The 23,094-nt window shown below is 38.6% G+C and carries 20 protein-coding genes; 13 read left to right on the forward strand and 7 right to left on the reverse strand.

Going from position 1 to position 23,094, the window contains the following annotated elements; genetic code table 11:
* The first annotated feature begins 68 nt into the window (after positions 1-68).
* The 10 genes from ccoS (at position 69) to BUA72_RS23285 (ending at position 10,085) form a co-directional block, all read left to right on the forward strand.
* Positions 69-293, forward strand: a complete 225-nt coding sequence (gene ccoS / locus BUA72_RS23240) for a cbb3-type cytochrome oxidase assembly protein CcoS (RefSeq protein WP_034726933.1) — start codon at positions 69-71, stop codon at positions 291-293.
* A gap of 5 nt (positions 294-298) precedes the next feature.
* Positions 299-2,560, forward strand: coding sequence for a cytochrome-c oxidase, cbb3-type subunit I (gene ccoN / locus BUA72_RS23245; protein WP_034726932.1), 2,262 nt, complete (start codon positions 299-301; stop codon positions 2,558-2,560).
* A 16-nt stretch (positions 2,561-2,576) separates the two neighbouring features.
* Complete coding sequence (locus BUA72_RS23250; RefSeq protein WP_034726931.1) at positions 2,577-2,777, forward strand: cbb3-type cytochrome oxidase subunit 3; 201 nt, start codon at positions 2,577-2,579, stop codon at positions 2,775-2,777.
* Between the two features lie 10 nt (positions 2,778-2,787).
* The gene (locus BUA72_RS23255; protein ID WP_034726930.1) at positions 2,788-3,669 is read left to right on the forward strand and encodes a cbb3-type cytochrome c oxidase N-terminal domain-containing protein; all 882 of its coding nucleotides are present in this window, start codon (positions 2,788-2,790) and stop codon (positions 3,667-3,669) included.
* A gap of 95 nt (positions 3,670-3,764) precedes the next feature.
* Positions 3,765-5,219, forward strand: coding sequence for a cytochrome c oxidase accessory protein CcoG (gene ccoG / locus BUA72_RS23260; protein ID WP_034726929.1), 1,455 nt, complete (start codon positions 3,765-3,767; stop codon positions 5,217-5,219).
* A 73-nt stretch (positions 5,220-5,292) separates the two neighbouring features.
* The gene (locus BUA72_RS23265) at positions 5,293-5,745 is read left to right on the forward strand and encodes a FixH family protein (protein WP_034726928.1); all 453 of its coding nucleotides are present in this window, start codon (positions 5,293-5,295) and stop codon (positions 5,743-5,745) included.
* Positions 5,736-6,494, forward strand: coding sequence for a sulfite exporter TauE/SafE family protein (locus tag BUA72_RS23270; RefSeq protein WP_047452721.1), 759 nt, complete (start codon positions 5,736-5,738; stop codon positions 6,492-6,494). Before BUA72_RS23265 ends, BUA72_RS23270 begins: the two co-directional genes overlap by 10 nt.
* Positions 6,495-6,511: 17 nt before the next feature.
* Positions 6,512-7,252, forward strand: coding sequence for a hypothetical protein (locus BUA72_RS23275; protein WP_072925613.1), 741 nt, complete (start codon positions 6,512-6,514; stop codon positions 7,250-7,252).
* A 229-nt stretch (positions 7,253-7,481) separates the two neighbouring features.
* A complete protein-coding gene (locus BUA72_RS23280; protein ID WP_072925615.1) occupies positions 7,482-8,663 on the forward strand; it encodes a hypothetical protein in 1,182 nt (393 codons plus the stop codon).
* 3 nt (positions 8,664-8,666) lie between these two features.
* On the forward strand, positions 8,667-10,085 hold the full coding sequence (locus BUA72_RS23285; RefSeq protein ID WP_072925618.1) for a hypothetical protein: 1,419 nt from the start codon (positions 8,667-8,669) through the stop codon (positions 10,083-10,085).
* A 193-nt stretch (positions 10,086-10,278) separates the two neighbouring features.
* On the opposite strand, the gene serS is transcribed toward BUA72_RS23285, so the two are convergent.
* Positions 10,279-11,547: a serine--tRNA ligase gene (serS, locus tag BUA72_RS23290; RefSeq protein ID WP_047452725.1), complete on the reverse strand. Its 1,269-nt coding sequence runs from the start codon at positions 11,545-11,547 to the stop codon at positions 10,279-10,281.
* A gap of 66 nt (positions 11,548-11,613) precedes the next feature.
* Complete coding sequence (locus tag BUA72_RS23295; RefSeq protein WP_047452726.1) at positions 11,614-12,138, reverse strand: hypothetical protein; 525 nt, start codon at positions 12,136-12,138, stop codon at positions 11,614-11,616.
* Positions 12,139-12,209: 71 nt separating this feature from the next.
* On the opposite strand from BUA72_RS23295, the gene BUA72_RS23300 reads away from it, so the two are divergent.
* Positions 12,210-13,442 (forward strand): oligosaccharide flippase family protein, encoded by a 1,233-nt coding sequence (locus BUA72_RS23300; protein ID WP_072925621.1) that lies wholly within the window; start codon positions 12,210-12,212, stop codon positions 13,440-13,442.
* Positions 13,429-14,037, forward strand: coding sequence for an acyltransferase (locus BUA72_RS23305; RefSeq protein WP_052202428.1), 609 nt, complete (start codon positions 13,429-13,431; stop codon positions 14,035-14,037). The genes BUA72_RS23300 and BUA72_RS23305 overlap by 14 nt, the downstream gene beginning before the upstream one ends.
* A gap of 21 nt (positions 14,038-14,058) precedes the next feature.
* On the opposite strand, the gene BUA72_RS23310 is transcribed toward BUA72_RS23305, so the two are convergent.
* The 5 genes from BUA72_RS23310 to BUA72_RS23330 form a co-directional block, all read right to left on the reverse strand.
* Positions 14,059-14,547: a hypothetical protein gene (locus BUA72_RS23310; protein ID WP_072925624.1), complete on the reverse strand. Its 489-nt coding sequence runs from the start codon at positions 14,545-14,547 to the stop codon at positions 14,059-14,061.
* 88 nt (positions 14,548-14,635) lie between these two features.
* Complete coding sequence (locus BUA72_RS23315; protein WP_034726920.1) at positions 14,636-15,421, reverse strand: (Fe-S)-binding protein; 786 nt, start codon at positions 15,419-15,421, stop codon at positions 14,636-14,638.
* 82 nt (positions 15,422-15,503) lie between these two features.
* On the reverse strand, positions 15,504-16,838 hold the full coding sequence (locus BUA72_RS23320) for a 4Fe-4S dicluster domain-containing protein (protein WP_034726919.1): 1,335 nt from the start codon (positions 16,836-16,838) through the stop codon (positions 15,504-15,506).
* Positions 16,839-16,845: 7 nt separating this feature from the next.
* The gene (locus BUA72_RS23325; RefSeq protein WP_047452729.1) at positions 16,846-17,796 is read right to left on the reverse strand and encodes an MlaD family protein; all 951 of its coding nucleotides are present in this window, start codon (positions 17,794-17,796) and stop codon (positions 16,846-16,848) included.
* Between the two features lie 128 nt (positions 17,797-17,924).
* Positions 17,925-20,078 (reverse strand): peptidylprolyl isomerase, encoded by a 2,154-nt coding sequence (locus tag BUA72_RS23330; protein ID WP_072925627.1) that lies wholly within the window; start codon positions 20,076-20,078, stop codon positions 17,925-17,927.
* A 260-nt stretch (positions 20,079-20,338) separates the two neighbouring features.
* On the opposite strand from BUA72_RS23330, the gene lon reads away from it, so the two are divergent.
* Positions 20,339-22,744 (forward strand): endopeptidase La, encoded by a 2,406-nt coding sequence (lon, locus tag BUA72_RS23335; RefSeq protein WP_047452731.1) that lies wholly within the window; start codon positions 20,339-20,341, stop codon positions 22,742-22,744.
* The last annotated feature ends 350 nt before the right edge of the window (positions 22,745-23,094 follow it).

Below are 23,094 nucleotides of genomic sequence, written 5' to 3' on the forward strand. Positions count from 1 at the left end.
ATTTCGTGATGAATGTCATTATTTTTCACTAAATTTGAACCCCGAAAATAGGTTAATTTTGTTGTCCAATGGATATTCTATATTTAATGATCCTCTGCAGTGTTTCTTTGGCTGCGATTTTCTTGGTCGTATTTATAGTGTATGCCCGAAAAGGACAGTTTGAAGATGACGAATCTCCGGCTGTCAGAATCCTTTTTGATAGTGGAGAAATCAAGGAAAAGGACGAGGGCAACAAAGATAAAGACGAGAAAAAAATAGGAGAGAATAATAAAATTGAAGAAAAAAGTGAATAGTTGATATGGAAACACAAAAGTTTAGTTATGACAACAGTATTGTCCGTGCGTTCCTTTATGCGACCTTAGTTTTCGGTCTTATAGGATTTACGTTCGGGCTTACGGCGGCATTAATGCTTTTCTACCCTGAATTACCGGAATTTGTATTCGGTACTGATGATACAACCATCAAGAGTCTTGCATCAGGCAATATTCAAGGGTTAATAAACACTCATGGTGCATTTGGTTTTGGTAGAATCAGAATGCTTCATACCAATACCGTGATCTTTGCATTTGTATGTAATATCGTTTATACCGGTATTTATTACTCGTTACAGAGATTATTAAAAACAAGAATGTACAGTGATACATTATCCTGGTTACATTTCTGGACTTGGCAGTTTATGATCGTTGCTACGTTCGTTACCTTCTTTATGGGGATCAACACCTCAAAAGAATACGCTGAACACGAGTGGCCGATCGACATATTGATTGCGTTCTCATGGATCATCTTCGGGATCAACATGTTCCTGACGATTGCAAAAAGAAGAGTAAGACACCTTTATGTAGCCATCTGGTTCTATATCGGTACATGGATTGCAGTAGCAATGCTTCACATCTTCAACAACCTTGAGGTTCCATTATCTTTCACAGGCTGGAAATCTTATTCAGCATATGCAGGGGTAAAAGATGCTATTGTACAGTGGTGGTACGGTCACAATGCGGTTGCATTCGTACTGACGACTCCGGTTCTTGGTCTAATGTATTACTTCCTTCCGAAGGCAGCAGACAGACCGGTTTTCTCTTATAAACTGTCTATTATTCACTTCTGGTCATTAATTTTCGTATATATCTGGGCTGGTCCTCACCACCTTCAGTATACAGCTCTTCCTGCATGGGCGCAGGCTGTGGGAACTGGTTTCTCTATCATGCTTATCGCACCGTCTTGGGGAGGAATGCTAAACGGACTTCTTACACTGAGAGGAGCATGGGATAAAGTAAGGGAAAACCCTATCCTTAAGTTCTTCGTAGTGGCTGTTACATGCTACGGTATGGCAACATTTGAAGGTCCGCTTTTAGCCACTAAAAACATCAACAAAATTGGTCACTTTACAGACTGGGTTATCGGTCACGTACACTTAGGAGCTCTTGGATGGAATGGTTTCATGGCATTCGGGGTTATCTATTACCTGGTACCGATTATGTGGAGAACAAAAATGTGGTCTGTAAAATTAGCTAACTGGCATTTCTGGTTAGGGACATTAGGAATTATTTTCTATGCAGTACCAATGTATATTTCAGGATTTACACAGGGGTTAATGTGGAAGCAGTTCAACCCGGACGGAACTCTATTATGGAAAAACTGGTTGGATACAGTAACTGCTATCATTCCATATTTCAAAATGAGATTCGTAGGAGGTTTATTCTATATTTCAGGAATGATCTTAATGATTGTGAACGTAGTTGCTACAGTAAGACAAGGTTCATTCCAGAAAGAAGTTCCTGCTGAAGCACCTGCACTGGCTAACATCGGAAACAAACGTAAAGAAGGTGAAGGAACTCACTTATGGCTTGAAAGAATGCCTGTATTATTAGGTATTCTATCTTTCATCACCATCTCGATAGGTAGTTCAATTGAAATCATCCCTACACTATCCTTAAAGAAAAGTGTACCTACGATTTCAGCTGTAAAACCATATTCACCGCTTGAATTAGAAGGTAGAGATCTTTATATCCGTGAAGGATGTAATGCTTGTCACTCTCAGATGATCAGACCGTTCAGGGATGAGATCACAAGATTCAACGGTAAGAACGGACAGTATTCCAAAGCGGGAGAATTCGTTTATGACAGACCATTCTTATGGGGTTCTAAAAGAACAGGACCGGATTTACATAGAGAAGGAGGGAAAAACCCAAGTTCTTGGCACTACAAACACATGTATAACCCAAGATCTACATCTGCCGGTTCTATCATGCCTCGTTACCCTTGGTTAATTGCTACCAACTTAGACCGATCTAAAATGGTAGACAAAATGAAGCTTATGAAGAATGCATTTGACGTTCCTTATACAAAAGCTCAGATAGATTCTGCCAACGCATGGGCAGACAACCAGGCAACGAAGATTGTAAAAGATATTTTCTCTGAAGCAAACGACCTTAAAGTGGCCTATGCTAAGAGACCTCAGGGAGAACTGGAGAAAAAAGAGATTGTAGCTCTTATCTCTTACCTTCAGAGATTAGGTACAGATATCAAGACGACAGAAATTAAAACAGCAAGTACTAACTAAACATTAAAAGGTTCACATGATTCCTCAGAACTTTAAAGATATATTATCCAATACAGAAAACGCTGGTCTATACCAGACGCTGGCTCTGATTTTCTTTATGCTATTCTTCGTAGCTCTGGTAATCTATGTTTTTAGCAGGCCTAAAAAATATTACAGAGAAGAAGAGCAAGCACCGCTTGGGGATGATGAGGATGACGATTTTAATTTAAAAAATTAAACTATTTATTATGAAACAAAGAACACCTGTTGTTGTAAACATCTTAATAATAACCGGACTTCTAATAGTTTTTTATTATTTGTTTGTACAAAGCTACTCGTTCCTAGCTTCACCTTATTTCTGGGGAACTGTGGTGATCAGTGCTATTTTGGCATACATCCACAGCTCGATCGGGGATTTGATTGAAAACAATAAATTCAAAAAATTATCTCCGGAAGAAAAGGCGGCTTATTTGGCAGAAAAGAAAGTGCCTTTCCTGAGAAGAATGTACGATGCTGCATTCAAGAAGCAATCTGAAACGGAAGAAAAGGATATCCTTATCGACCACGGTTTCGACGGAATTATGGAATTGGATAATCAGCTTCCGAAATGGTGGGTAGGATTATTCTATTTTGGGACTGCTTTTTGTATTGTATATATCGCAGCGTATTCTTTCACAGATTTCGCACACCCATTGAGCGAATATGAGCAGGAATATAAAGAGCAGATGGCCAGTATTGCAGAATACGAAAAATCTCAGCCTCCTGTAACGATAGAAACGGCAAAATACTCTGCTGATAATATCGCAGACGGAAAAGAACTGTTCAAAACCAACTGTGCATCTTGTCACAAAGAAGACGGTAGTGGTGGTATCGGTCCAAACCTTACGGATAACTATTGGATCAACCAGCCTGAGAAGACTTTATTTAAAACAGTTTTCCACATGGACTGGAATGGTTCCCCTACTAACCCTGCGATGAGAGCCTTCGGTAAAAACGGAGAGGTTTCCGGAGCAGAAATTGAGAAGATTGCAGCGTATGTATATCACATCAATCAGGAACAACCACCAGTGACGCAGGCTCAGGGAGGAGCAGCTCCTCAGGGAACTGAAGCGCATTGGGAAAAAGAATAATTTTAAAAAATTAGAAACATATGAAAAAAACATAATTTGTTATTAACTAAAAATAGTAACGAATTATGTTTTTTCTTTTTTAAACCTATTACGAAATGTCAGATATAGAAGAAATAGAAGTACGCGGCGGACAGGGACAGGTTCTGGACCCTGAGACTTACAGAGATTCTATCGGGACAATGGAGCAATCCGGTAAGAGAAGATGGGTGTTCCCCCGAAAACCAAAAGGGAAATACACCAACTACAGAAACCTTGTAAGCTATGCTTTATTAATCATTTATTTTACGGTGCCATTCCTCAAGATCAATGGCAACCCTTTCTTTTTATTCAATGTTATCGATAGAGAGTTTTTCATTCTTGGACAGCCTTTCTATCCACAGGACTTTTTTATCCTTACTTTAGGTGCTATCGCGTCTTTAATTTTTATTATCATTTTTACGATTGCATTCGGAAGAATTTTCTGCGGGTGGATATGCCCTCAGACAATTTTTATGGAATCTATCTTCCGTAAAATTGAATATCTTATTGAAGGTGACCGAAACAAGCAAATGAAGCTGGACAGACAGGAGTGGAACAGCGAAAAGATCTGGAAAAGAAGCTTGAAATGGACGGTTTACATTATTATTTCCCTGATCATCACCCACTTTATGCTGATGTATATTGTAGGCTATGAGGAAATTTTAAGAATCATCTCAGAAGGACCGTTTGCCCATCCTACCAATTTTATCGTAATGGTGCTCTTCACCTCTGCATTCTACTTTGTATTTGCTTGGTTCAGAGAGCAGGTTTGTACACTGGTTTGTCCATACGGAAGATTACAGGGTGTTTTAATCGATAAAGATACCATCAATGTTTTCTACGATTTTAAAAGAGGAGAAAACAGATCAAAATGGAGAAAAGGAGAAGACCGTAAAGCTGCAGGAAAAGGAGACTGTATCGACTGTCACCAGTGTGTGGTGGTTTGTCCTACGGGAATTGACATCAGAGACGGCCAACAGCTGGAATGTGTCAACTGTACCGCATGTATTGATGCCTGCGACGAAGTGATGGAAAAAGTAGGTCTTCCAAAAGGACTGGTAAGATATGCTTCCGAGAATGAAATTGAGAATCAAACTCAGTTTAAATTTACAGGAAGAATGAAAGGTTTTGCGGTGGTTCTTGTGTTGTTGGTAGGATTCTTAGGATTCCTTCTTTACAGCAGAGGTGAAATGGAGGCTAAATTCATTAAACCTGCAGGAAGTACATTCTTTGTAAGAGACGGTAAAATCACCAACACGTACAACTATACGTTCCTGAACAAGACCAACGACAAGAAAATCGTTACGATAAAAGTATTGGAACCGGCTCATGGTGAGATCACTTACAGTGCATCCAGCAAGATCCAGGTAGAAAGAGACAAAATTTCGAAAGGAACCATCAATATCAGCTTCCCTGAAGACGATATGAAACTTTCAAAACAAAATATAACCATCGGAGTCTATGATATGAAGGGCAAGCTTGTCGATTCTTACCAGACGTACTTCGAGGGACCATTCAAACTGCAATTCTAATCGTAAGGAGTCTTCAAGATGTAAAAATCTTGAGGCTCCTTATGACCATAAAAAAATAAAAAATCCGGAAGAAATGAAAAACTTTAGTTGGGGACACGGTGTGGTAATCGCATTATTTGCATTCATTGTTTTTATATTATCCATGATGTTTCTTTTCCCGAACGGGCAGAAGAATTCTGAAATGGTAACCGATAATTATTACGAAGAGGAGCTTAAGTATCAGGATGTCATTGATGCTAAAAAAAGAGCTGATGATTTACAGGAAAAGCCTGTATACAGCCAGGAAAAAAACGGAATCAAAATTGTTTTTCCAAAAGACTATAACAATAGCAATACTACGGTAAAATTTGTTTTAAACAGAACCGACGATCAGAATTTGGATATCAAAAAACCTGTTCAGCTTGATGCCGCACAGTCTTTCATGATCCCTGCACAGGTATTAAAAGTAGGAAACTACACGCTAAGACTGATGTGGACAAAAGACAAAGCAGACTACAGAATGGATTATGATGTGATATGGAAATAGGACTCATTTTATCGGCCATTGCATTAGGATTCGCTTCCGGTTTTCACTGTATCGGAATGTGCGGACCTATTGCTTTATCGATGGGATTGACGAAAAAACAAGCCACCAATTTTTATCTTCAGAATCTGACCTATCAGTTCGGCAGAATCTTCACCTATTCATTATTGGGAGCGATTCTTGGAATTATAGGTGAAGGTTTTGAAATGGCGGGATTTCAGCAGTATCTTACGATCGGTGCAGGAATTCTTCTGATCATCATGGCTTTATTTTCGTTCGGTGGAAAAGATTTCGCCTCAAAAATTCCTTTTCTTTCTAAGTTCCTGTATTCTGTAAAACTGAATTTAGGAAAATTACTGCAGAAGGCAGATTACCGTTCAAGATTTTCTACAGGGGTTCTGAATGGCTTTCTACCCTGCGGAATGGTTTATATGGCTCTTACAGCAAGTCTGGCGAGCGGAGGAATATGGCAGGGAGCTTCATACATGGCTTTATTTGGACTAGGAACCCTTCCGTTCATGTTTGCGGTAGTTTTAGCCGGAAACCTCATGAATCAGGCTTTCAGAGTAAAGGTTTTAAAAGCGGTTCCGGTGATTATGATTATTCTGGGAGGATTATTTATTCTCAGAGGTCTTGAATTAGGAATTCCTTACATTTCTCCAAGAGCTGAAGCCATGACCATTTCCAAAGATCATAACGGGGCTAACTGTCATATCGAGGGACACGACCACAGTTCAACGAACTGTCATTAATACAACTAACTAATTCCATGAAAAAAATACTCTTTTTATTCACGGCAGCACTTTTTGTGTTGCAGTCGTGTACTATCAATTCTGAAATTGTATACCACAAAGATGCCGCATCCACTTCGGTGACAGATATTGATATGAGACAGTTTATAACCGAAATGAAGGCCATGACCCCTGATTCTCTTAAACAGCAGAAGGAATTCGGAGATTTCGATAAGCTTCCAACGGTCTGGACAAGTTTTCTGGATATACAGCAGAAGGAAGGAAAACTGAAAACAAAAGACCCGGATTCTATCAGGATCATGAAAAAGATTTTCATGAAGACCAATAAAGAAAATAACAAGCCGGCTGGTTTTTCTTTAAAAATGGACCACTTTACACAGGCTGATTATCAATTACTGAGCAACTATAACAAAAAGGAAAAGCTTCCACTCGATCAGAATATTTTCAACGACTGGGACGGAAAAACACTGACCATCAGTACAGAAAATTTCAATCTTAAAAACATTGAAGAAACCCTTAAGAGCAAAACCTCAAAAGAGGAAGCCGAAAAAGTAGAAGGAATGATCTCCATGTTTTTCAAAAGCATCGGAACTACCCTGAAATTTGAAAACAAGATCAAATCCATCACCGGAAAACATGACTGGGTAAAGCAGATCGATAAGTATACCGTAAAAATAGACTACGATCTAAAGGCAATGTATGACCCGGAAGCTCAATTAAAAAACGCAGACAAAAAAATCATCATTGTCACAGAATAACAATAAAAAAACGGCTGAATATCAGTCGTTTTTTGTTACTAACCATGTCAAGGTTTAAAACCTTGACATGGTTAACAGAACTACCGAGACTTAAGTAAGTTCAGACTTCCTGATCTTCATTAAAATTAAACAGTTCTTATCCCGAATTTAGCCTATTCATCATAACAGATTAACAAATTCCAGTTTTTGCTTAAAAATATTATCTTTGAATCTTAATTTATAAATAACCATGAGAAAATTTTTACTATCTCTTAGTGTCATTTCAGCACTCAGTGTACATGCGCAAAGCATTAATTCTGAAACGGTTGATTTTCGTGTTTTAAAAGCACCACAAACTTCCATTAGCGAAAACTCCCGAACTTATAATATTACAGTCAATTCTCCTTACAACCTGACTAAGGAAGATGTAATAAAACAAGCCAAGAAGGAGCATCAGGAAGCTGTTGCCAACTTCAGCACTACCATTTCAGAAAGTCAAAGCGATTATCAGCAGTCTCTTAAAGACTACAATGAAGAAATCATAAAAGCAAAGGAGAAATTTGCAATAGAATCGGCAGAATTTAAAAAAATGAGCCTCCTGGAGCGTCTGACTTTACAGGAAAAGGGACTAAAACCACAGCTTCAGCTTCCTTCCAAGCCTGTTTACTCAAAGCCTTCTCCTCCTGTATACAGAGAGCCGAATCTGAATGACTATTTCATTGTAGACAATAATGTTTTAGCTTCTCAAATTGCTATTGACGGTTATAAAAAAGGAAATCCGAATGTAGATGTTTACGTAACGATGGAAAAAGTAAACTTTCAGGATAACGCGGGACAGACTTATGCTAACCAGCCGACGAAAATCGTTATAAAAGAAAACGGTACGGAGAAAATCAATACGACCATCTCTCAGGACTTCACTTTCGTATCTTCCCAGCCTTCTGACAACATCAACAAGCCTGCAGAAGAAAAGAAATATCTTGGAAACAACATTAAGGCGATCAATACTTTCCTGAATGATAATTACGGATACAAAACCCTTAACAAGCAGGTAAAACTGGAATTTGTGAAAAACAAAGGGGAGTTTGATGATTTAGAAAAAGCACATATCTATGTAACCACTAATTTGAGAAAGCTTCAGGCCAATTCTGATCAGACCAACAATAATATTGCTTTTGCCAATATGAAAAAAGGGACAGATATCTGGGAGCAAACTCTTAAAAAAGTCAATTATAAAGACAAAAAAGCTCCTTACAACGCTAAAATCGGTAAATACATCAATTTCAACTTAATAAGACTGAATGTAGCCCTTGAAAATAAAAAGGATGCAGAAAAGTATCTTAACGAGATGCAGGAAAAACTTGTAGATCTGGATTTGTCATACAACGAGAAAGCAGAATTAAAGCAATTGGAAAACCAGATTTATAAATAACCGATGAGACTAAAAACATTTACAACATTAGCGATCTGCCTCTCTTCTATCACATGGGCGCAGAGCAATTATAAGTACGGGAATAAGTTTGATTTTGATGTTACGCAGGAAAAAGATGTAAAACTGATTGCCGGAGGAGCTGACACGTATTATATGCAGAGCAGCATTAACGAAAACAGTATCCGCAGCAATAATAAAATACTCGTAAGGAAGTTTGATAATTCTAATAACCTGAAGCAGACTTATTCTTACGAGATGCCTCAAATAGAAAAATATGCCCCTATTAATTATCTGGGAAGCTTTGAATCTGGAAATAAAATTGTTTTCATTACAGAAACGTATGCAGGAAAGGTAAAAAAGAAGGACATCTATAAAATTATTTTCGATAAAACTACAGCCACATTTACCAGTGAACTGCTGGCTTCCTACCCTATCGAATCTACGATGAAATCGGGAACTGCTTATTTCGAGAAATCTGAAAACGGCAGATATGGGGCAGTGGTCTTCTATCAGCACGCTCCGAGAAAGGAACCTGTAAAAATAAGCATCAATGTGATCGACACCGGAAGCCTGAAATCTGCCTGGACCAAAGAAGTTACCGGAGAAGCAGGAAGTTCTGATACCGATTTTTTTGTGACGAATTCAGGAAATATTGGACTATTAAGATCAGCCAATCAAAATGCATCTCTTCTTTTTGTAACGGCTTCAGGGCAGGAAGAGAAATTCTTTACAGAGAAGATGAAGGTCATCAGTGAAACGGCTGTATCTATCGGTGATAAAGATTATTTAGTTGCCTTTAACAGTACACCTAAAACGGTAAAATTTAATGCCAGCAATTTCGAAAATTTAATGTTGTATGATATTAAAGAAGGAAAAATTATTGCGAACGAAGTGGTTAAAGAATACAATGACGGCAGTAAAATAACAGATGTATTTATTCCTTATACGTATGTAAGCGGAGATAAAATCTATATTTTCACAGAAAGCAAACTCGATGCGGGAACAAAACAAGTAAAATCTCCTATGGGTACCATGATGATTAGTGAAACGTCTTATAAAACAGGTGACCCAAGGATTGTAGCAATCAACACCGCTACAGGTAAAATAGACGCCATAACAAAGCTAAACAGTGACAGACTTTCTGATCTGGAAATTCACTCTTTCGGACTTGTGAATATAAAAGGGAATTATATTTTTAAAGCCGGATCATTATTAAGTCTGTCAGCTATTAATTTTGACAGCAACAGTGGCAAAATAATTCCTTCACTTCCTAAAACATCGGGTAAAGATCCTTATTTTGGAGGTGGCGAGGCGTACAGCCAGGCTTTACTTTACAGACCAGAGGTAAAGACATTAGCTTATCCCAGAGCAATGGACAATCAGGCCAGTATTATTTCAATAGAAAACTTTGAAGGGAAGTAGAGTTACGGGATGCGTGTTTGAGAGTTGGAGTGTTTTAGAATTAATGAGTTTGGGGATTGTTCCAACTCAGTCTGATGTCTGATGTCTGAAATCTACCCTCTCTATTCTTAACTCATACCCTGAATCAGATTAAAATAACAAAACCACTGAAAAATTTCAGTGGTTTTTTATTGAGATTAAAGTCTAATAACTCTTAGTTGATCAGATCGAATCTTGCATATTCTGCAATCTTCTTAGGAATTCTGATGCCTTCTTCTGTCTGGTTGTTTTCAAGCAATGCCGCCATAATTCTTGGAAGAGCCATTGCAGAACCATTTAAGGTATGTACCAGCTGAGATTTTCCGTCTGTTTTGAAACGGCATTTCAGACGGTTAGACTGGAAAGTTTCAAAATTGGACACAGAACTTACTTCCAGCCACATTTCCTGAGCTGCACTCCATACTTCAAAGTCATAAGTCATTGCAGCTGCAAAACCTGTATCACCACCACAAAGTCTCAATACTCTGAATGGAAGTTCAAGGTCGGTAAGAATTTCTTTGATGTGCTCTACCATTTCTTCTAAAGCAGCATAAGAGTTTTCAGGCTTTTCAAGTCTTACGATCTCTACTTTTTCAAACTGGTGAAGACGGTTCAGACCTCTTACGTGTGCTCCGTAGCTTCCCGCTTCTCTTCTGTAACACTGAGAGAAAGCCGTATTTTTGATCGGAAGTTCTTTTTCTTCCAGCAATACATCACGGTAAAGATTCGTTACCGGAACTTCTGCCGTAGGAATAAGGTATAAATCATCCAGACCAATGTGGTACATCTGTCCTTCTTTATCAGGAAGCTGCCCTGTTCCGTATCCTGATGCTTCATTCACAACGTGAGGAGGATTCACCTCCATGTATCCTTTGTCAATGTTTTTATCCAGAAAATACTGAACCAAAGCTCTCTGAAGCCTTGCTCCTTTTCCCAGATAAACAGGGAAACCGGCACCGGCAATTTTCACTCCCAATTCAAAATCGATCAGGTTATATTTTTTCGCAAGCTCCCAGTGAGGAATAGCACCTTCTCCAAGGCCCTCCACATCGTGAGACTGATAAATATTCTCGTTGTCTTCCGCAGAAACTCCGCTTTTTACCAATTGGTAAGGAACGTTTGGAATCTGGTATAAAATATCCAGTAATTTTTTTTCCGTTACATCTAACTGGGATTGCAGTTCTTTACTCGCTTCTTTGTACTGAAGTGTTTTAGATTTTGCAGATTCCGCTTCGTCTTTTTTACCTTCTTTCATCAAAAGCCCGATCTCTTTGGAGATTTTGTTCATTTCTGAAAGTTGGGAATCTAATTCAAACTGAATTCTTTTTCTTTCGTCGTCAGTAGCAACAGCGTCGTCTACCAAACCAAGATTCTTGAATTGTCTTTTTTTAAGACCTTCTAAAACGCGTTCTTTATCGTCGCGTAAAAAATTGACTTGTAACATTTTATTTAGATGTTAAATATTAGATGATTAACTTACATATTAAGCTAACCGTTTTACAAATTTAAATTATTTTGTGATAATAAAGGTATTAATCGCATTGGGTGCATCCGCAGCCTTTGAAAATACCTCTTTATTATTGTAGAGTACCTGAGAAACTTGAAATACGGTCGGTGTCCAGCGGTAACGGATTTCCATCTGATCAGTAACACTAACCGTCTGATTATTTACAATTTTGCTCAGTGTAAAAGTCAGATTCGATTTGTAGGTTCTGTTTTCAGGGCTGATAGAATCCAGAGTAATCCTTTTGGCTCCTTTAATGTACTCAAAATAATATAAGGAGTCCGTCGTCATTCTTAGCGAAATAGATACCGGAGCTACAGCCGTAGTTCCGTTAAAGTCATTCACAGAATAACTGGTGTAGGAACCTGCCTTTTTGGGGTTCATCAGATCCTGTCCTGCCACATTTTTGATGGAGAAATTCATAACCTGATCAATTCTCTGTAAAGAATCATCATCACTTCCGCATGAAACCGTTAAAAAGAGGACGGCTATAAGTTTAAGTATGAAAATATGATTTAGCTTAGATTTCATCTTCCGTTAATTTTCAATAATCTTTTTTATGCAAATGTATAATTATATATTTGTTCTCGTAATATTTTACCATGTTTTTAAACAAACTCAAAAGATTAAACGGCAGCCACATCTCCACCATCTTTAAGGGGAACTTTATTTCCAAGTTTGTTCTGGTCATGGGAGGGCTTCTGCTGGCTAAATATTACGGTTCCTCCGAATACGGTATTTTCAGCATCTATCTCAGTATCATGAGTATATTTACAGTCGTGCTCAGCCTTGCTCAGGAACATCTGATCATGCTTGAAGGCGATGCAGAGGAGGTGAATAATAATTTCAGTACGGCAGGCATTATTTCAGCAGCAGTGATGATTCTTGCTTTTCTGCTGGTCTTCATCCCTTTTGACATTCCTAAAAACATTATATTTCTTGGGATCTTTTCAGGGTTTCTTTATTTATTCACCAATAATGCAAAGTTTCTTTTAGCCAAAAAGAAAATGTTTAAGCTGGTTTCAGTGCTTACGATTGTAGATTCTGTGGTGAGCTTTCTGTTTCAGGTGGTATTTGTGTTTATTAAGATTGAAAACGGCCTTGTGATCGGGAGTCTGATCGGGTATATTGCTGCTTTTCTCGCTGCTATTTATTGTGCCAGAAAATATTTTGTAAAACCGGATTTGAAAAAATATATCGCCAATGCGAAAAAAAGGCCTGAACTTTTTAGGTATTCCTATCCTTCTACACTGATCAATGCTTTGGGAAACAATATTATGCCGATCCTGATTTCTCTTTATTTTGCAGATTCGCTGCTGGGAGAATATTCTTTAACCGTAAAAATCATGTCTGTCCCGCTTCTTCTGATCTCCTCTTCCATCGCTACGGTGTATTATCCGAGAGCTGCAGAACTTAGCAACAGAGGCCGGAGCAAAACTGAACTGTTTGCGTATACCAAAAAGATGAGCTTAATGAATTTTTACATTATCCTCGCTTTATATATCCTCGTAAATGTAGCCGGAATCCCTCTCTTGGAAATGTTTTTCAATAAAAACTGGGAACATCTTGGATTGTTTATTTTCCTGATGTCTTTCGGATATCTCACCCGAAGTCTTATCAATCCTATTGCAGATATTCTGACCATCTTAAAGAGAAACAATGTAGCGCTGATCTTTAATATCTATTTATTTCTGGCCAATATTGCAGCGATCTTCATTGGAAAAGAGAAAGGAATCACCTATCTGGTGGGTATTTTTTCCCTATTTTTATTTATAGGCTACGGATTTTTGTATTTTTACATCATGTTTATTCTGAAGAAAAATGAATCCGCTTAAAAAATTTATTGAATACCAGATTTTCCATAGAATTAATAACTTCTTCTATCCGGAATACTACCGACAAAAATATGAGTACATGCTTCCTCATGTTCTTTTTTTCCATTATCTGGTTCCTCAAAAAATACTGAGAATTAACGGACAGGTTCCATGGCCGGTCCATTTTACTTCAGAAGTAAGAAATCATACGAAAATAAAGAAAGGAATTCTATGTGATCCGGGGGATAACCCTAATATTTATATTCAGGCGAACAACGGTATCATTATCGGGCACAATGTAGGTTTCGGAGCGGGAACGTCTTTAATTTCAGCCAATCATAACCATAATGACCACAGCCTCCATGATGAGTGTGGCCCGATTGTCATTGGAAATAATGTTTTTGTGGGGACCAATTCGGTCATCCTTCCGGGCGTGCAGATTGGGGATAATGTAGTGATCGGAGCGGGTTCTATTGTTGCCAAAAATATTCCTTCCAACTCTATCGCTGTGGGAAATCCCTGCAAGGTCATCAAACAAAAAGAACCTTACATTGAAGACTTCACGAAGACTGTTTTTAACAGAAAACTTCCTGAAGGCGTCAATCTAAAGTTCTAGTAGATTGTATTTTATATAGGATTAAACGATCCCGTTGGCCCAGCTTTTCTCCAAAGGCAGAACAAAGTGGCTTAAAAAGTCTAAGTACGTATTTTTAGAAAAATCAAATACCTGAATATCTTGTGGTAATTCTCCGCTTCTTAATTGAGACTTAAATTCCTGAAGTTTCAGGGTCTTTACTTCTCCATTATGCACAAAGCTGGCTTTCATTCTGTCGAACAAACCAAGCTGGTACTGTTCGTCGATCTCGCGCATGATCTTCCCTAAGGCATCAATGCTGCATCCTGAAGCCATTTCTTTCTCTTCGTCTACACATACCACGATAAACTGATTTTTCTCGATTTTAAAGGATGAATCAAGCGGCTTTCCGTGTGCTGCCCAAGTCGCAAGGAAATCAAACAGTTTTTCTGTGATTGCTTTTGCTTCCTTTGTTTCAAAAGGTCTTGATGCAGGGTATATAATGACTCTGTAGTCGTTGGTTTCTACTATACTGGATTCTTCGATTTTCATTGTGATACAATTAAAAGATTTAAAAATTAAGAGATTTAAAAATTCTCAGCGTTGAATTTATAAATTCTTAGATTTCTTAATTCAAATTTTACAAATCGTCTGCTTCCGCAAGAAGTTCTACAATATCTTTTACGGCTACTTCTTCGTTTTTGTTGAAGTGCTTTACACCGTCTGTCATCATTGTGTTACAGAACGGACATCCTGTAGCAATAACTTTAGGTTCGAAAGACAATGCTTCTTCCGTTCTTTCAATATTGATGTCTTTGTTTCCTTTCTCCGGTTCCTTAAACATCTGTGCGCCTCCTGCTCCACAGCACAAACCGTTGGTTTTGCAACGTTTCATTTCTACAAGTTCGGCATCCAGTTTTTCAAGAAGAATCCTTGGTGCTTCGTACTCGTTATTGGCTCTTCCCAGATAACAAGGATCATGGAAAGTGATCTTTTTTCCTTTAAAGGCTCCTCCTTCGATCTTCAGTCTTCCTTCTTCCATTAAGGTTTTCAGGAATTGGGTATGGTGAACTACTTCATAATGTCCTCCCAGACTTGGGTATTCATTTTTAAGCGTGTTGAAACAGTGAGGACATGCGGTAACGATCTTTTTCACTTCGTAAGCATTCAGGACCTCAATATTAGTAAGAGCCATCATCTGGAAGACAAATTCGTTTCCGGCTCTTTTTGCAGGATCTCCGGTACAGCTTTCTTCCTGTCCCAGAACTGCAAATTCAACTTTTATCTTGTTTAATATCTTGCAAAATGCTTTCGTAATTTTTTTGGCGCGGTCGTCAAAACTTCCTGCACATCCCACCCAAAATAAAACTTCCGGGGATTTTCCTTCGGCAGCATATTCTGCCATTGTTTTTATATTGAAATCCATTTTTTCAAATTTACCAATATGTCAATGTACCAGTTTACCAATGATTGCTACATTGCTACATTATTTTACATTGTTACACTAATTAATCATTTGCCCAGTTCAAACGGTCTGCCTGGTTATACTGCCACGGAGCGGCATTGTTTTCTACATTCGTCATCATCAGATTCAGTTCCTGAGGTGCAGCGGACTGTTCCATCACAAGGAATCTTCTCATTTCGAAAATAATAGAAAGCGGATCCAGCAATACCGGACAGGCTTCTGTACATGCATTACAGGTAGTACACGCCCAAAGCTCTTCTTTGGTGATATAATCATTCAGAAGCTTCTTACCATCGTCTTCGAATTTTCCATTCTTGTCGATATTTCGGCCTACTTCTTCCAGTCTGTCTCTGGTTTTCATCAGGATCAGTCTCGGAGAAAGTTTTTTCCCGGTGATGTTGGCAGGACATACCGAAGTACATCTACCACATTCTGTACAGGAATAGGCATTAAGCAACTGTACCTGGTTCAGATCAAAGATGTCTTCTGCTCCAAATTTAGACGGAACATCTGCAGCATCTCCTTCAGCCGGTGCGGCGTAAGGGTCAGCATTAGGATCCATCATGAGTTTTATCTCTTTGGTTACAGAATCAAGGTTATTGAATTTTCCTTTTTTATCAAGATTCGCAAACCAAGTGCTTGGAAACGCCAAAATGATATGAAGGTGTTTTGAGTAATAAAGATAATTCATGAAGAAAAGAATCCCCACAAAGTGGAACCACCAGGCTCCTTTTTCTACAAACATCAGAAATCCGTTATCAAAACTGAAAATCTCTAAAAACGGAACTAATGTCATTTCACTGATCGGAAAGCTTCCATGTTCCGCAAGAACACCTCTCATCTGGAGAACGTAATCTGCAGAATTCATACTAAAGAAAGCCATCATTAACGCAAATTCAATGATAAGGATCCAGTTGGCATCGTTTTTCGGCCATCCGAAAAGTTCTTTCATGGTGAGTCTTTTAACGCCATAAAAGTTTCTTCTGATGAAAAATACCACCACTCCAATTACAACTAGCAACGCCAGAACTTCTAAAGTTGCTGTAAAGAAATTATAGAAACCGTGTCCGAAAACTGAAGCTAAGAATCTGTGGGTTCCAAAGATTCCATCAACGATAATTTCGATCAATTCGATATTGATAATCACAAAACCTACGTATACAAAAAGGTGGAGAATACCAGCTACAGGACGTTTTACCATTTTGCTCTGGCCCATCGCCACTCGTGCCATGGTTTCCCAGCGCTCAGATTTCCTGTCGCTTCTGTTGATTTCTCTTCCCAGCTTGATATTTCTGTAAATCTTGAGCAGGCTTTTTGCAAACAGCCCAAATCCAGCAACTAATAAGATCAGAAAAATAATGTTATCGATGTACTGCATAAGGTGATTAGTCTTTATTGTTCTTACCGAAAACTGAGAAATTAATATATCTCTTAGGATTGGCTTTCATATCTTCAATCAATGAATTCAGATTCGTAGAAGCGGAATTCAGATTATTGTAAAGCTGCTCATCCTTCATTAGCTTACCTAAGCTTCCCTGTCCGTTATCAACTCCGGCAATTACCTGATTCAGTTTTCCTACGGTAGCATCTAAATTGGAAATGGCTGCATTTAATTTTTTAGTATCAATGCTTTCAGCAAGGTTACCGTATTTATCCAATGTCACTTTTCCGCTCTGCATCGTCACCGCTGCGTCATCAAGTACCTTCTGAAGTTTAGGATCGTTATGTCCTACAAGGCTGTTTACACTTCCTGCAGTAGTCTGCAAAGCACCTACCGTTTTGTTAAGGTTGGAAAGTAAAGCTTTGATCTCTGCTCTGTTCTGTCCGTCTACCAGTAGATTTGCATTAGCCATCAAAGAGTCTACACGATGTAAAACCGTCTGCAGCTGATCTTTCACCGGACCTACCTGAGAAGAAAGACTTCCCAAAGTTCCCAGTTTGAAAGCTCCCTGAAGCGTATCTCCATCTTTTGCAGTCTGACCGCCGTACATAAGATTAACTCTCATCTCTTTTCCGGACATAAGACCCGGTTCAAAGATTTCAAGGGTTGAATTTTTCGAAAACTCGAATTTGTCATCTACCGTAACTTTCACGATAAAACTGATCTTTCCGTCTTTTGCTGTCTTAGGGATGATCTTATCGACCTGCCCTACTTTCAGACCATTGATGGAAACCGCAGATGACTGTGCCAGCCCTTCTACGTTATCGTATTTTGCGTAAAATATATTATCGGTAGTAAACAGACTTCTGCCTTTCATGAATTGAAACAACAACACAAAGCCTACAATAGCCAAAAGTGCGATCACACCAGCTTTTAATTCTTTACTGAACTTCACTTGCTAAATTTTTTCTAATGAGCAAATATAACACATTTTAAATTAATCTTTTTCTTTATTGTTCTGCGTTAAATACAAAAAAAGCGGCAGAAAAATCTGCCGCTTTTATATCTGTAAAAATTAATTTCTTACTGTTGTTGGTTTCCAACCTTGTTCCAGATCTCGATTCTGTAATCCTCGATGTCTGCATTATCCTGAAGGCTCTTCATCCAAGCCGCTCCGAACATCTGTGCCCCTCTCTGGGTAATAGACTCTGTAAACTGCTTAAGGTCACCCGGCTGCTTGTTTAAGGTTTCAGATTTTTTGATCAGAACATAAACTCCTGTTCCACCTTCGATAGGGTTAGAAAGTTTTCCTTTCGCCACACCGAATGCTGCACCGGCTACTTTAGGCTCCATAGAACCAGCTACTGAAGGGTTAAGCATATTAACCTGAGCAGCCTGTTTTGTAGAAGCAAATAATTTAGCAATCTGATCTAAGTTAGAAGCTTTAGCTCCTGCAATTTTATCAGAAATTTGTTTTGCCGCCAATTTATTTTTAACAATTACTTCGATCTGATCTCTTACTGATTCAGGATCTGCAAGACCTGCCTCCTGTTTTCCGTTAAGATATACTACAATCTTGTCTCCTGTACCTTCTACGGTAAAGAATTCCGTATCTCCTTTTGTTCTTTTCTTATCGAAAGCCCAAGCTAAGATCTCTCCGTCTTTATCTGTACCAAGACCCTGAAGCTGACCATCAAATCTTTTGGCTGCTTTAGGATTGGAGAACTGATAGTTTCCTTTTTTAGCAATATTCACGAAATCGTTGAAAGATTTCCCCTGAACCTGCTGAATGAATCTTCTTGCTTTTTTATCAGATTCTGCTTCTGTAGCATCTGAAGACTTCACTTCTTTTACAAGGTTGGCTACTTTATAGCTCATAGACCCTGCTTTTTTATCTTCAATATTGATGATATGATATCCGAACTGTGTTTCTACAACACCTGTAGCGCCTTTAGGGTTATTAGCCAAATAAGTAAGGAACTCAGGAACGAAAGGTGTTTCCGGAGTAGTCCATCCTAAGCTACCTGCCTGAGCTGCTGAACTTGGGTCGTTAGAAAGTTTTAAAAACTCTGTAAATTTAGCTGGAGTAGCTTTTACAATAGCTCCGATAGAGTCTGCCAATTTCTTAGCCTGCTCTTTGGATCTTGTTACCCCTTCTCCTGCAGGGCTTCCTTTGAAAGCAATAAGGATGTGTCTTGACAATGTAGAATCAGAAGTCTTTTTATCCAAAAGTTTTGAAACTACATAGAAGTTCTGCTCCTTGTATGGTCCGAAAGTCTGTCCGATAGCTGCAGTAGCAATCTGTCCCTGGATGTTTTGAGGCAACTGGTTCGGTTTTGCATACTGATTATTGAAAGGCATATCAGAATTCGCCATTACAAACATAGAGTCATTCTTCGTGTTCTGGAAGTTTTCTGCTCCACCGCTTGCATCAGTGCCGCCTGAGAATAATTTATTGATTTCCTTCTGCGCTGCTGCATCATCTGCAGGGCTAGGTGTAGAAGGGAAATATACAATTCCAACATTTCTGCTAGGTTCTGCTTTAAACATTACAGGGTGTTGCTTGATGTAGTTTTCAAGGTCTGCCGTAGTAACGTTGATCTTCGTTTTCTGAAGATATGCTGCATAGTCGATCTTTACAAAATCGATGTCAGCTAACTGGTCTCTCTGCTTCATCAGCTCTTCAGCTTCTTTCTTGCCAGTAGTGATACCTGCTGAAATATTAGTAAACACCTGTCTTGCCATCAGTCTGTATTCAACAGTCTTTCTGGTTTTCAACCATTGGTTGTAGCCTTCCGGGTTGGTGCTTTTTAATGTTTCAATTTCTTTTTTAAGCTCTTGAGTTTTAAAATTACCTTTCTCATCAAAGAACTGCTGTTGCTGGGCAAACATCTGATCATACTGGATCTGATTCCAGAAATAGTCGTCTGTCATCTCAAAGCCCAATTTCTCAAACTGCTGCTTGATAAGTTTAGATTGTACAAGTAACTGCCACGCCTGCTCTTCCAGTCCCGTTTTTGGACGGCCCTGTTGTTCAGCCTGCTGCTGCAGTACGAAAAGCTGATCATTGAACTCTTCGCGGGTGACTTTCTCACCGTTTACTTTTCCTAAAACATCAGGATTTTTTCCAAAAACCTTGTCGATGCTGTCTGGGTTTACGAGAAACGCTAAAAGCGCCAATGCGATCACTCCCATCAAAAGCCAAGGCTTACTCCTAATCTGTCCTAAAATTGCCATTTTATATATTATAGTTTTTTATCAGTTTGCGAAAATACACATTTTTAAGAAATTAGAGAAGCAGAAGTCCTTTATTTTAATTTTTAAAATGAAAGATTATTGAAAAAAGGAAATTTTGACCATATTTTTTAGCAAAAAACAAATGGCATAGGTATTGTGCAATCTAGAGAACCATAATACGCTGCACGTTTTCAGCGCATATTGTAAAATATCATTTTAACGATTTAAAACGAAGATGACAATTTGTCATTTCATAAACTATGACAGAATTTGAAGATATCAGTTTAGAGGAAATGATCAGCGATGGGTTTGACATTGTAGCCGAGGAGATCAATCTTTCAGACTTTTCGGAGACTGATAAGAATTCCGAACAGAGAATATTCCCTATACTTCCCGTAAGAAATATGGTCATGTTTCCAAATGTAGTAATTCCTATTACTGCCGGAAGAAAAACATCGATACAGCTGCTTGAAGAAGCACAGAAAAATGGTGATTTTATCGGGATCGTGAGTCAGAAAAACTCAGATCTGGAGCAGCCTGCCGAGAAAGATATGTATCAGACCGGGACGCTTGCCAAGATTATTAAGATCATCAAATTACCGGAAGGTAACATCACCGCGATTACTAAAGGTTTCCACAGATTTAAGATCAAAAAAATCGTGGAAAGCCAGCCTTATTTTAAAGCAGAAATTACCAAGCTAAAAGATTCAAAGCCGAAAAACAGGGAAGAATATGATGCTCTACTTGAGAACATCAAGGATCTTGCATTAAAAATCATTGAGCTGGATCCGAATATTCCGAATGCAGCCAATTTTGCAATTAAGAATATCAATAACAATGATGATCTGCTTAATTTCATCTGCACCAACTCCAGCTTTCCTTCTATCGAAAAGCAAAGACTTCTTGAAGAAAAAAGCCTGATGGAAAGAGCTAACAAGTGCTACGAAATGATGCATGAAGATTTCAGAAAACTGGAACTGAGAAATCAGATCCACCAGAAAACTTCAAAGGATCTTGATAAACAGCAGAGAGAATATTTCCTGAACCAGCAGATCAGAACCATCCAGGATGAATTGGGAGGCGGTCCGGAAAGCGATGTTGAAGACCTGATCATTAAGGCCAGAAAAAAGAAATGGAACCAGGAAGTGGAAGATCATTTCCAGAAGGAGATCAACAGACTGCAGCGTCAGAACCCGAATTCTCCTGATTATAATGTTCAAAGAAATTATCTTGATTTCTTCACGGATCTTCCGTGGGAAACTTATACAAAAGACGTTTTCGACATTGCAAAAGCTGAAAAAACTTTAGACAAAGCCCACTTCGGACTGGAAGACATTAAGAAAAGGATTCTGGAGCACATGGCTGTTTTGAAACTGAAAAACAACATGAAATCCCCTATCCTATTGCTTGTAGGGCCTCCGGGAGTTGGAAAAACGTCTTTAGGGAAATCTGTGGCTGATGCTTTAGGCAGAAAATATGTAAGATTATCTCTGGGTGGACTTCATGACGAAAGTGAGATCCGTGGACACAGAAAAACATATATCGGAGCTATGGCGGGAAGAATTTTGCAATCTATCAAGAAATCAGGGACTTCTAACCCGGTAATCGTTCTTGATGAGATTGATAAAATTGCTCAGGGACTTCACGGTGATCCAAGTTCTGCGCTCTTAGAAGTTCTTGATCCTGAACAAAATAAAGCGTTCTATGATAATTTCTTAGAAATGGGCTATGACCTTTCTAAAGTAATGTTCATTGCTACAGCGAATTCGCTTTCCACGATACAGACTCCTCTTCTGGACAGAACGGAAATCATCCAGATTGCCGGATATACGATGGAAGAGAAAACGGAGATCGCGAAAAGACATTTAATTAAGAAACAACAGGAAGAAAACGGTTTGGATGCGAAATCATTTAAACTTGGAAATCCTGAACTTAAACATATTATTGAAGCACACACTTCAGAAAGCGGGGTAAGAACCTTAGAGAAAAGAATTGCTTCCATTGCAAGATGGGTGGCTCTTCAGACGGCTCTGGTAAAAGAATACGATCCAAAAATCACTATTGAAAAAATAGATGAGATCCTTGGCGTACCAAGACCTAAAAGTTTGTCTGAAATCACCGGAGTACCTGGTGTTGTGACCGGTTTAGCCTGGACAAGTGTGGGTGGAGATATTTTATACATCGAAAGTATTCTAAGCAACGGAAAAGGAAGTCTTACCATGACCGGAAACTTAGGAACCGTGATGAAAGAATCCGCCACCATCGCTCTGGAATATATCAAAGCCAGACATGATGATCTGGGAATCGCACAGGAAGATCTGGATAAGAAAAACATCCACGTTCACGTTCCGGAGGGAGCAACTCCGAAAGACGGACCATCTGCGGGTATTGCGATGCTAACGTCTATGGTTTCTTCATTCAAAAATAAGAAAGTGAAACCTCACCTTGCGATGACAGGAGAGATAACGTTAAGAGGAAAAGTACTTCCTGTAGGCGGAATCAAAGAAAAACTTCTGGCGGCTACAAGAGCAGGTATCAAAGAAGTGATCCTTTGTGAGGCCAACAGAAAAGATGTAGAAGAGATCAAAAAAGATTATCTTAAAAACCTGACTGTTCATTACGTCAACAGAATGGAAGATGTGATCGATTTTGCGATCGAAAAATAATTCAGAACATATCACTCTCAATAAGGAAACGCGTCTCAGATTATGTCTGGGGTGCGTTTTTTATTTGACCACAAAGGCGCAAAAGTCTTTTAACACTTAATTAATTGTGAGCTCAATACATTGCAGCACTAAAGTTTTATAAAAATCAAAGATATTCTTCAGTAAAACAAACAGATCTGTGCAATCTGAGAAATCTGCGCGAGATTTTTGAAATATACATAGGCCATTAATGATAAAAATAGCTGAGAACAATTTAAAGAAAGACATACCACACGGCGTTGTCTCGTATCTTCTCTATCAAAAAGAATTATGTTAATTAAATGAAAAGGGCAGTATAATTAGCTGTGTTT

Origin of the sequence: Chryseobacterium sp. OV279 (assembly GCF_900128945.1) — a bacterium.
Lineage (GTDB): Bacteria > Bacteroidota > Bacteroidia > Flavobacteriales > Weeksellaceae > Chryseobacterium.

What these genes read in the sequence shown, in the direction of transcription:
- BUA72_RS23275 (WP_072925613.1), top strand. Translation starts at nt 6,512, where the DNA reads ATGAAAAAAATACTCTTTTTATTCACGGCAGCACTTTTTGTGTTGCAG.
- BUA72_RS23285 (WP_072925618.1), top strand. Translation starts at nt 8,667, where the DNA reads ATGAGACTAAAAACATTTACAACATTAGCGATCTGCCTCTCTTCTATC.
- BUA72_RS23280 (WP_072925615.1), top strand. Translation starts at nt 7,482, where the DNA reads ATGAGAAAATTTTTACTATCTCTTAGTGTCATTTCAGCACTCAGTGTA.
- ccoN (WP_034726932.1), top strand. Translation starts at nt 299, where the DNA reads ATGGAAACACAAAAGTTTAGTTATGACAACAGTATTGTCCGTGCGTTC.
- BUA72_RS23255 (WP_034726930.1), top strand. Translation starts at nt 2,788, where the DNA reads ATGAAACAAAGAACACCTGTTGTTGTAAACATCTTAATAATAACCGGA.
- ccoS (WP_034726933.1), top strand. Translation starts at nt 69, where the DNA reads ATGGATATTCTATATTTAATGATCCTCTGCAGTGTTTCTTTGGCTGCG.
- BUA72_RS23310 (WP_072925624.1), bottom strand. Translation starts at nt 14,547, where the DNA reads ATGAAAATCGAAGAATCCAGTATAGTAGAAACCAACGACTACAGAGTC.
- BUA72_RS23305 (WP_052202428.1), top strand. Translation starts at nt 13,429, where the DNA reads ATGAATCCGCTTAAAAAATTTATTGAATACCAGATTTTCCATAGAATT.
- BUA72_RS23265 (WP_034726928.1), top strand. Translation starts at nt 5,293, where the DNA reads ATGAAAAACTTTAGTTGGGGACACGGTGTGGTAATCGCATTATTTGCA.
- BUA72_RS23250 (WP_034726931.1), top strand. Translation starts at nt 2,577, where the DNA reads ATGATTCCTCAGAACTTTAAAGATATATTATCCAATACAGAAAACGCT.
- ccoG (WP_034726929.1), top strand. Translation starts at nt 3,765, where the DNA reads ATGTCAGATATAGAAGAAATAGAAGTACGCGGCGGACAGGGACAGGTT.
- BUA72_RS23315 (WP_034726920.1), bottom strand. Translation starts at nt 15,421, where the DNA reads ATGGATTTCAATATAAAAACAATGGCAGAATATGCTGCCGAAGGAAAA.
- BUA72_RS23320 (WP_034726919.1), bottom strand. Translation starts at nt 16,838, where the DNA reads ATGCAGTACATCGATAACATTATTTTTCTGATCTTATTAGTTGCTGGA.
- BUA72_RS23270 (WP_047452721.1), top strand. Translation starts at nt 5,736, where the DNA reads ATGGAAATAGGACTCATTTTATCGGCCATTGCATTAGGATTCGCTTCC.
- lon (WP_047452731.1), top strand. Translation starts at nt 20,339, where the DNA reads ATGACAGAATTTGAAGATATCAGTTTAGAGGAAATGATCAGCGATGGG.
- BUA72_RS23330 (WP_072925627.1), bottom strand. Translation starts at nt 20,078, where the DNA reads ATGGCAATTTTAGGACAGATTAGGAGTAAGCCTTGGCTTTTGATGGGA.
- serS (WP_047452725.1), bottom strand. Translation starts at nt 11,547, where the DNA reads ATGTTACAAGTCAATTTTTTACGCGACGATAAAGAACGCGTTTTAGAA.
- BUA72_RS23300 (WP_072925621.1), top strand. Translation starts at nt 12,210, where the DNA reads ATGTTTTTAAACAAACTCAAAAGATTAAACGGCAGCCACATCTCCACC.
- BUA72_RS23295 (WP_047452726.1), bottom strand. Translation starts at nt 12,138, where the DNA reads ATGAAATCTAAGCTAAATCATATTTTCATACTTAAACTTATAGCCGTC.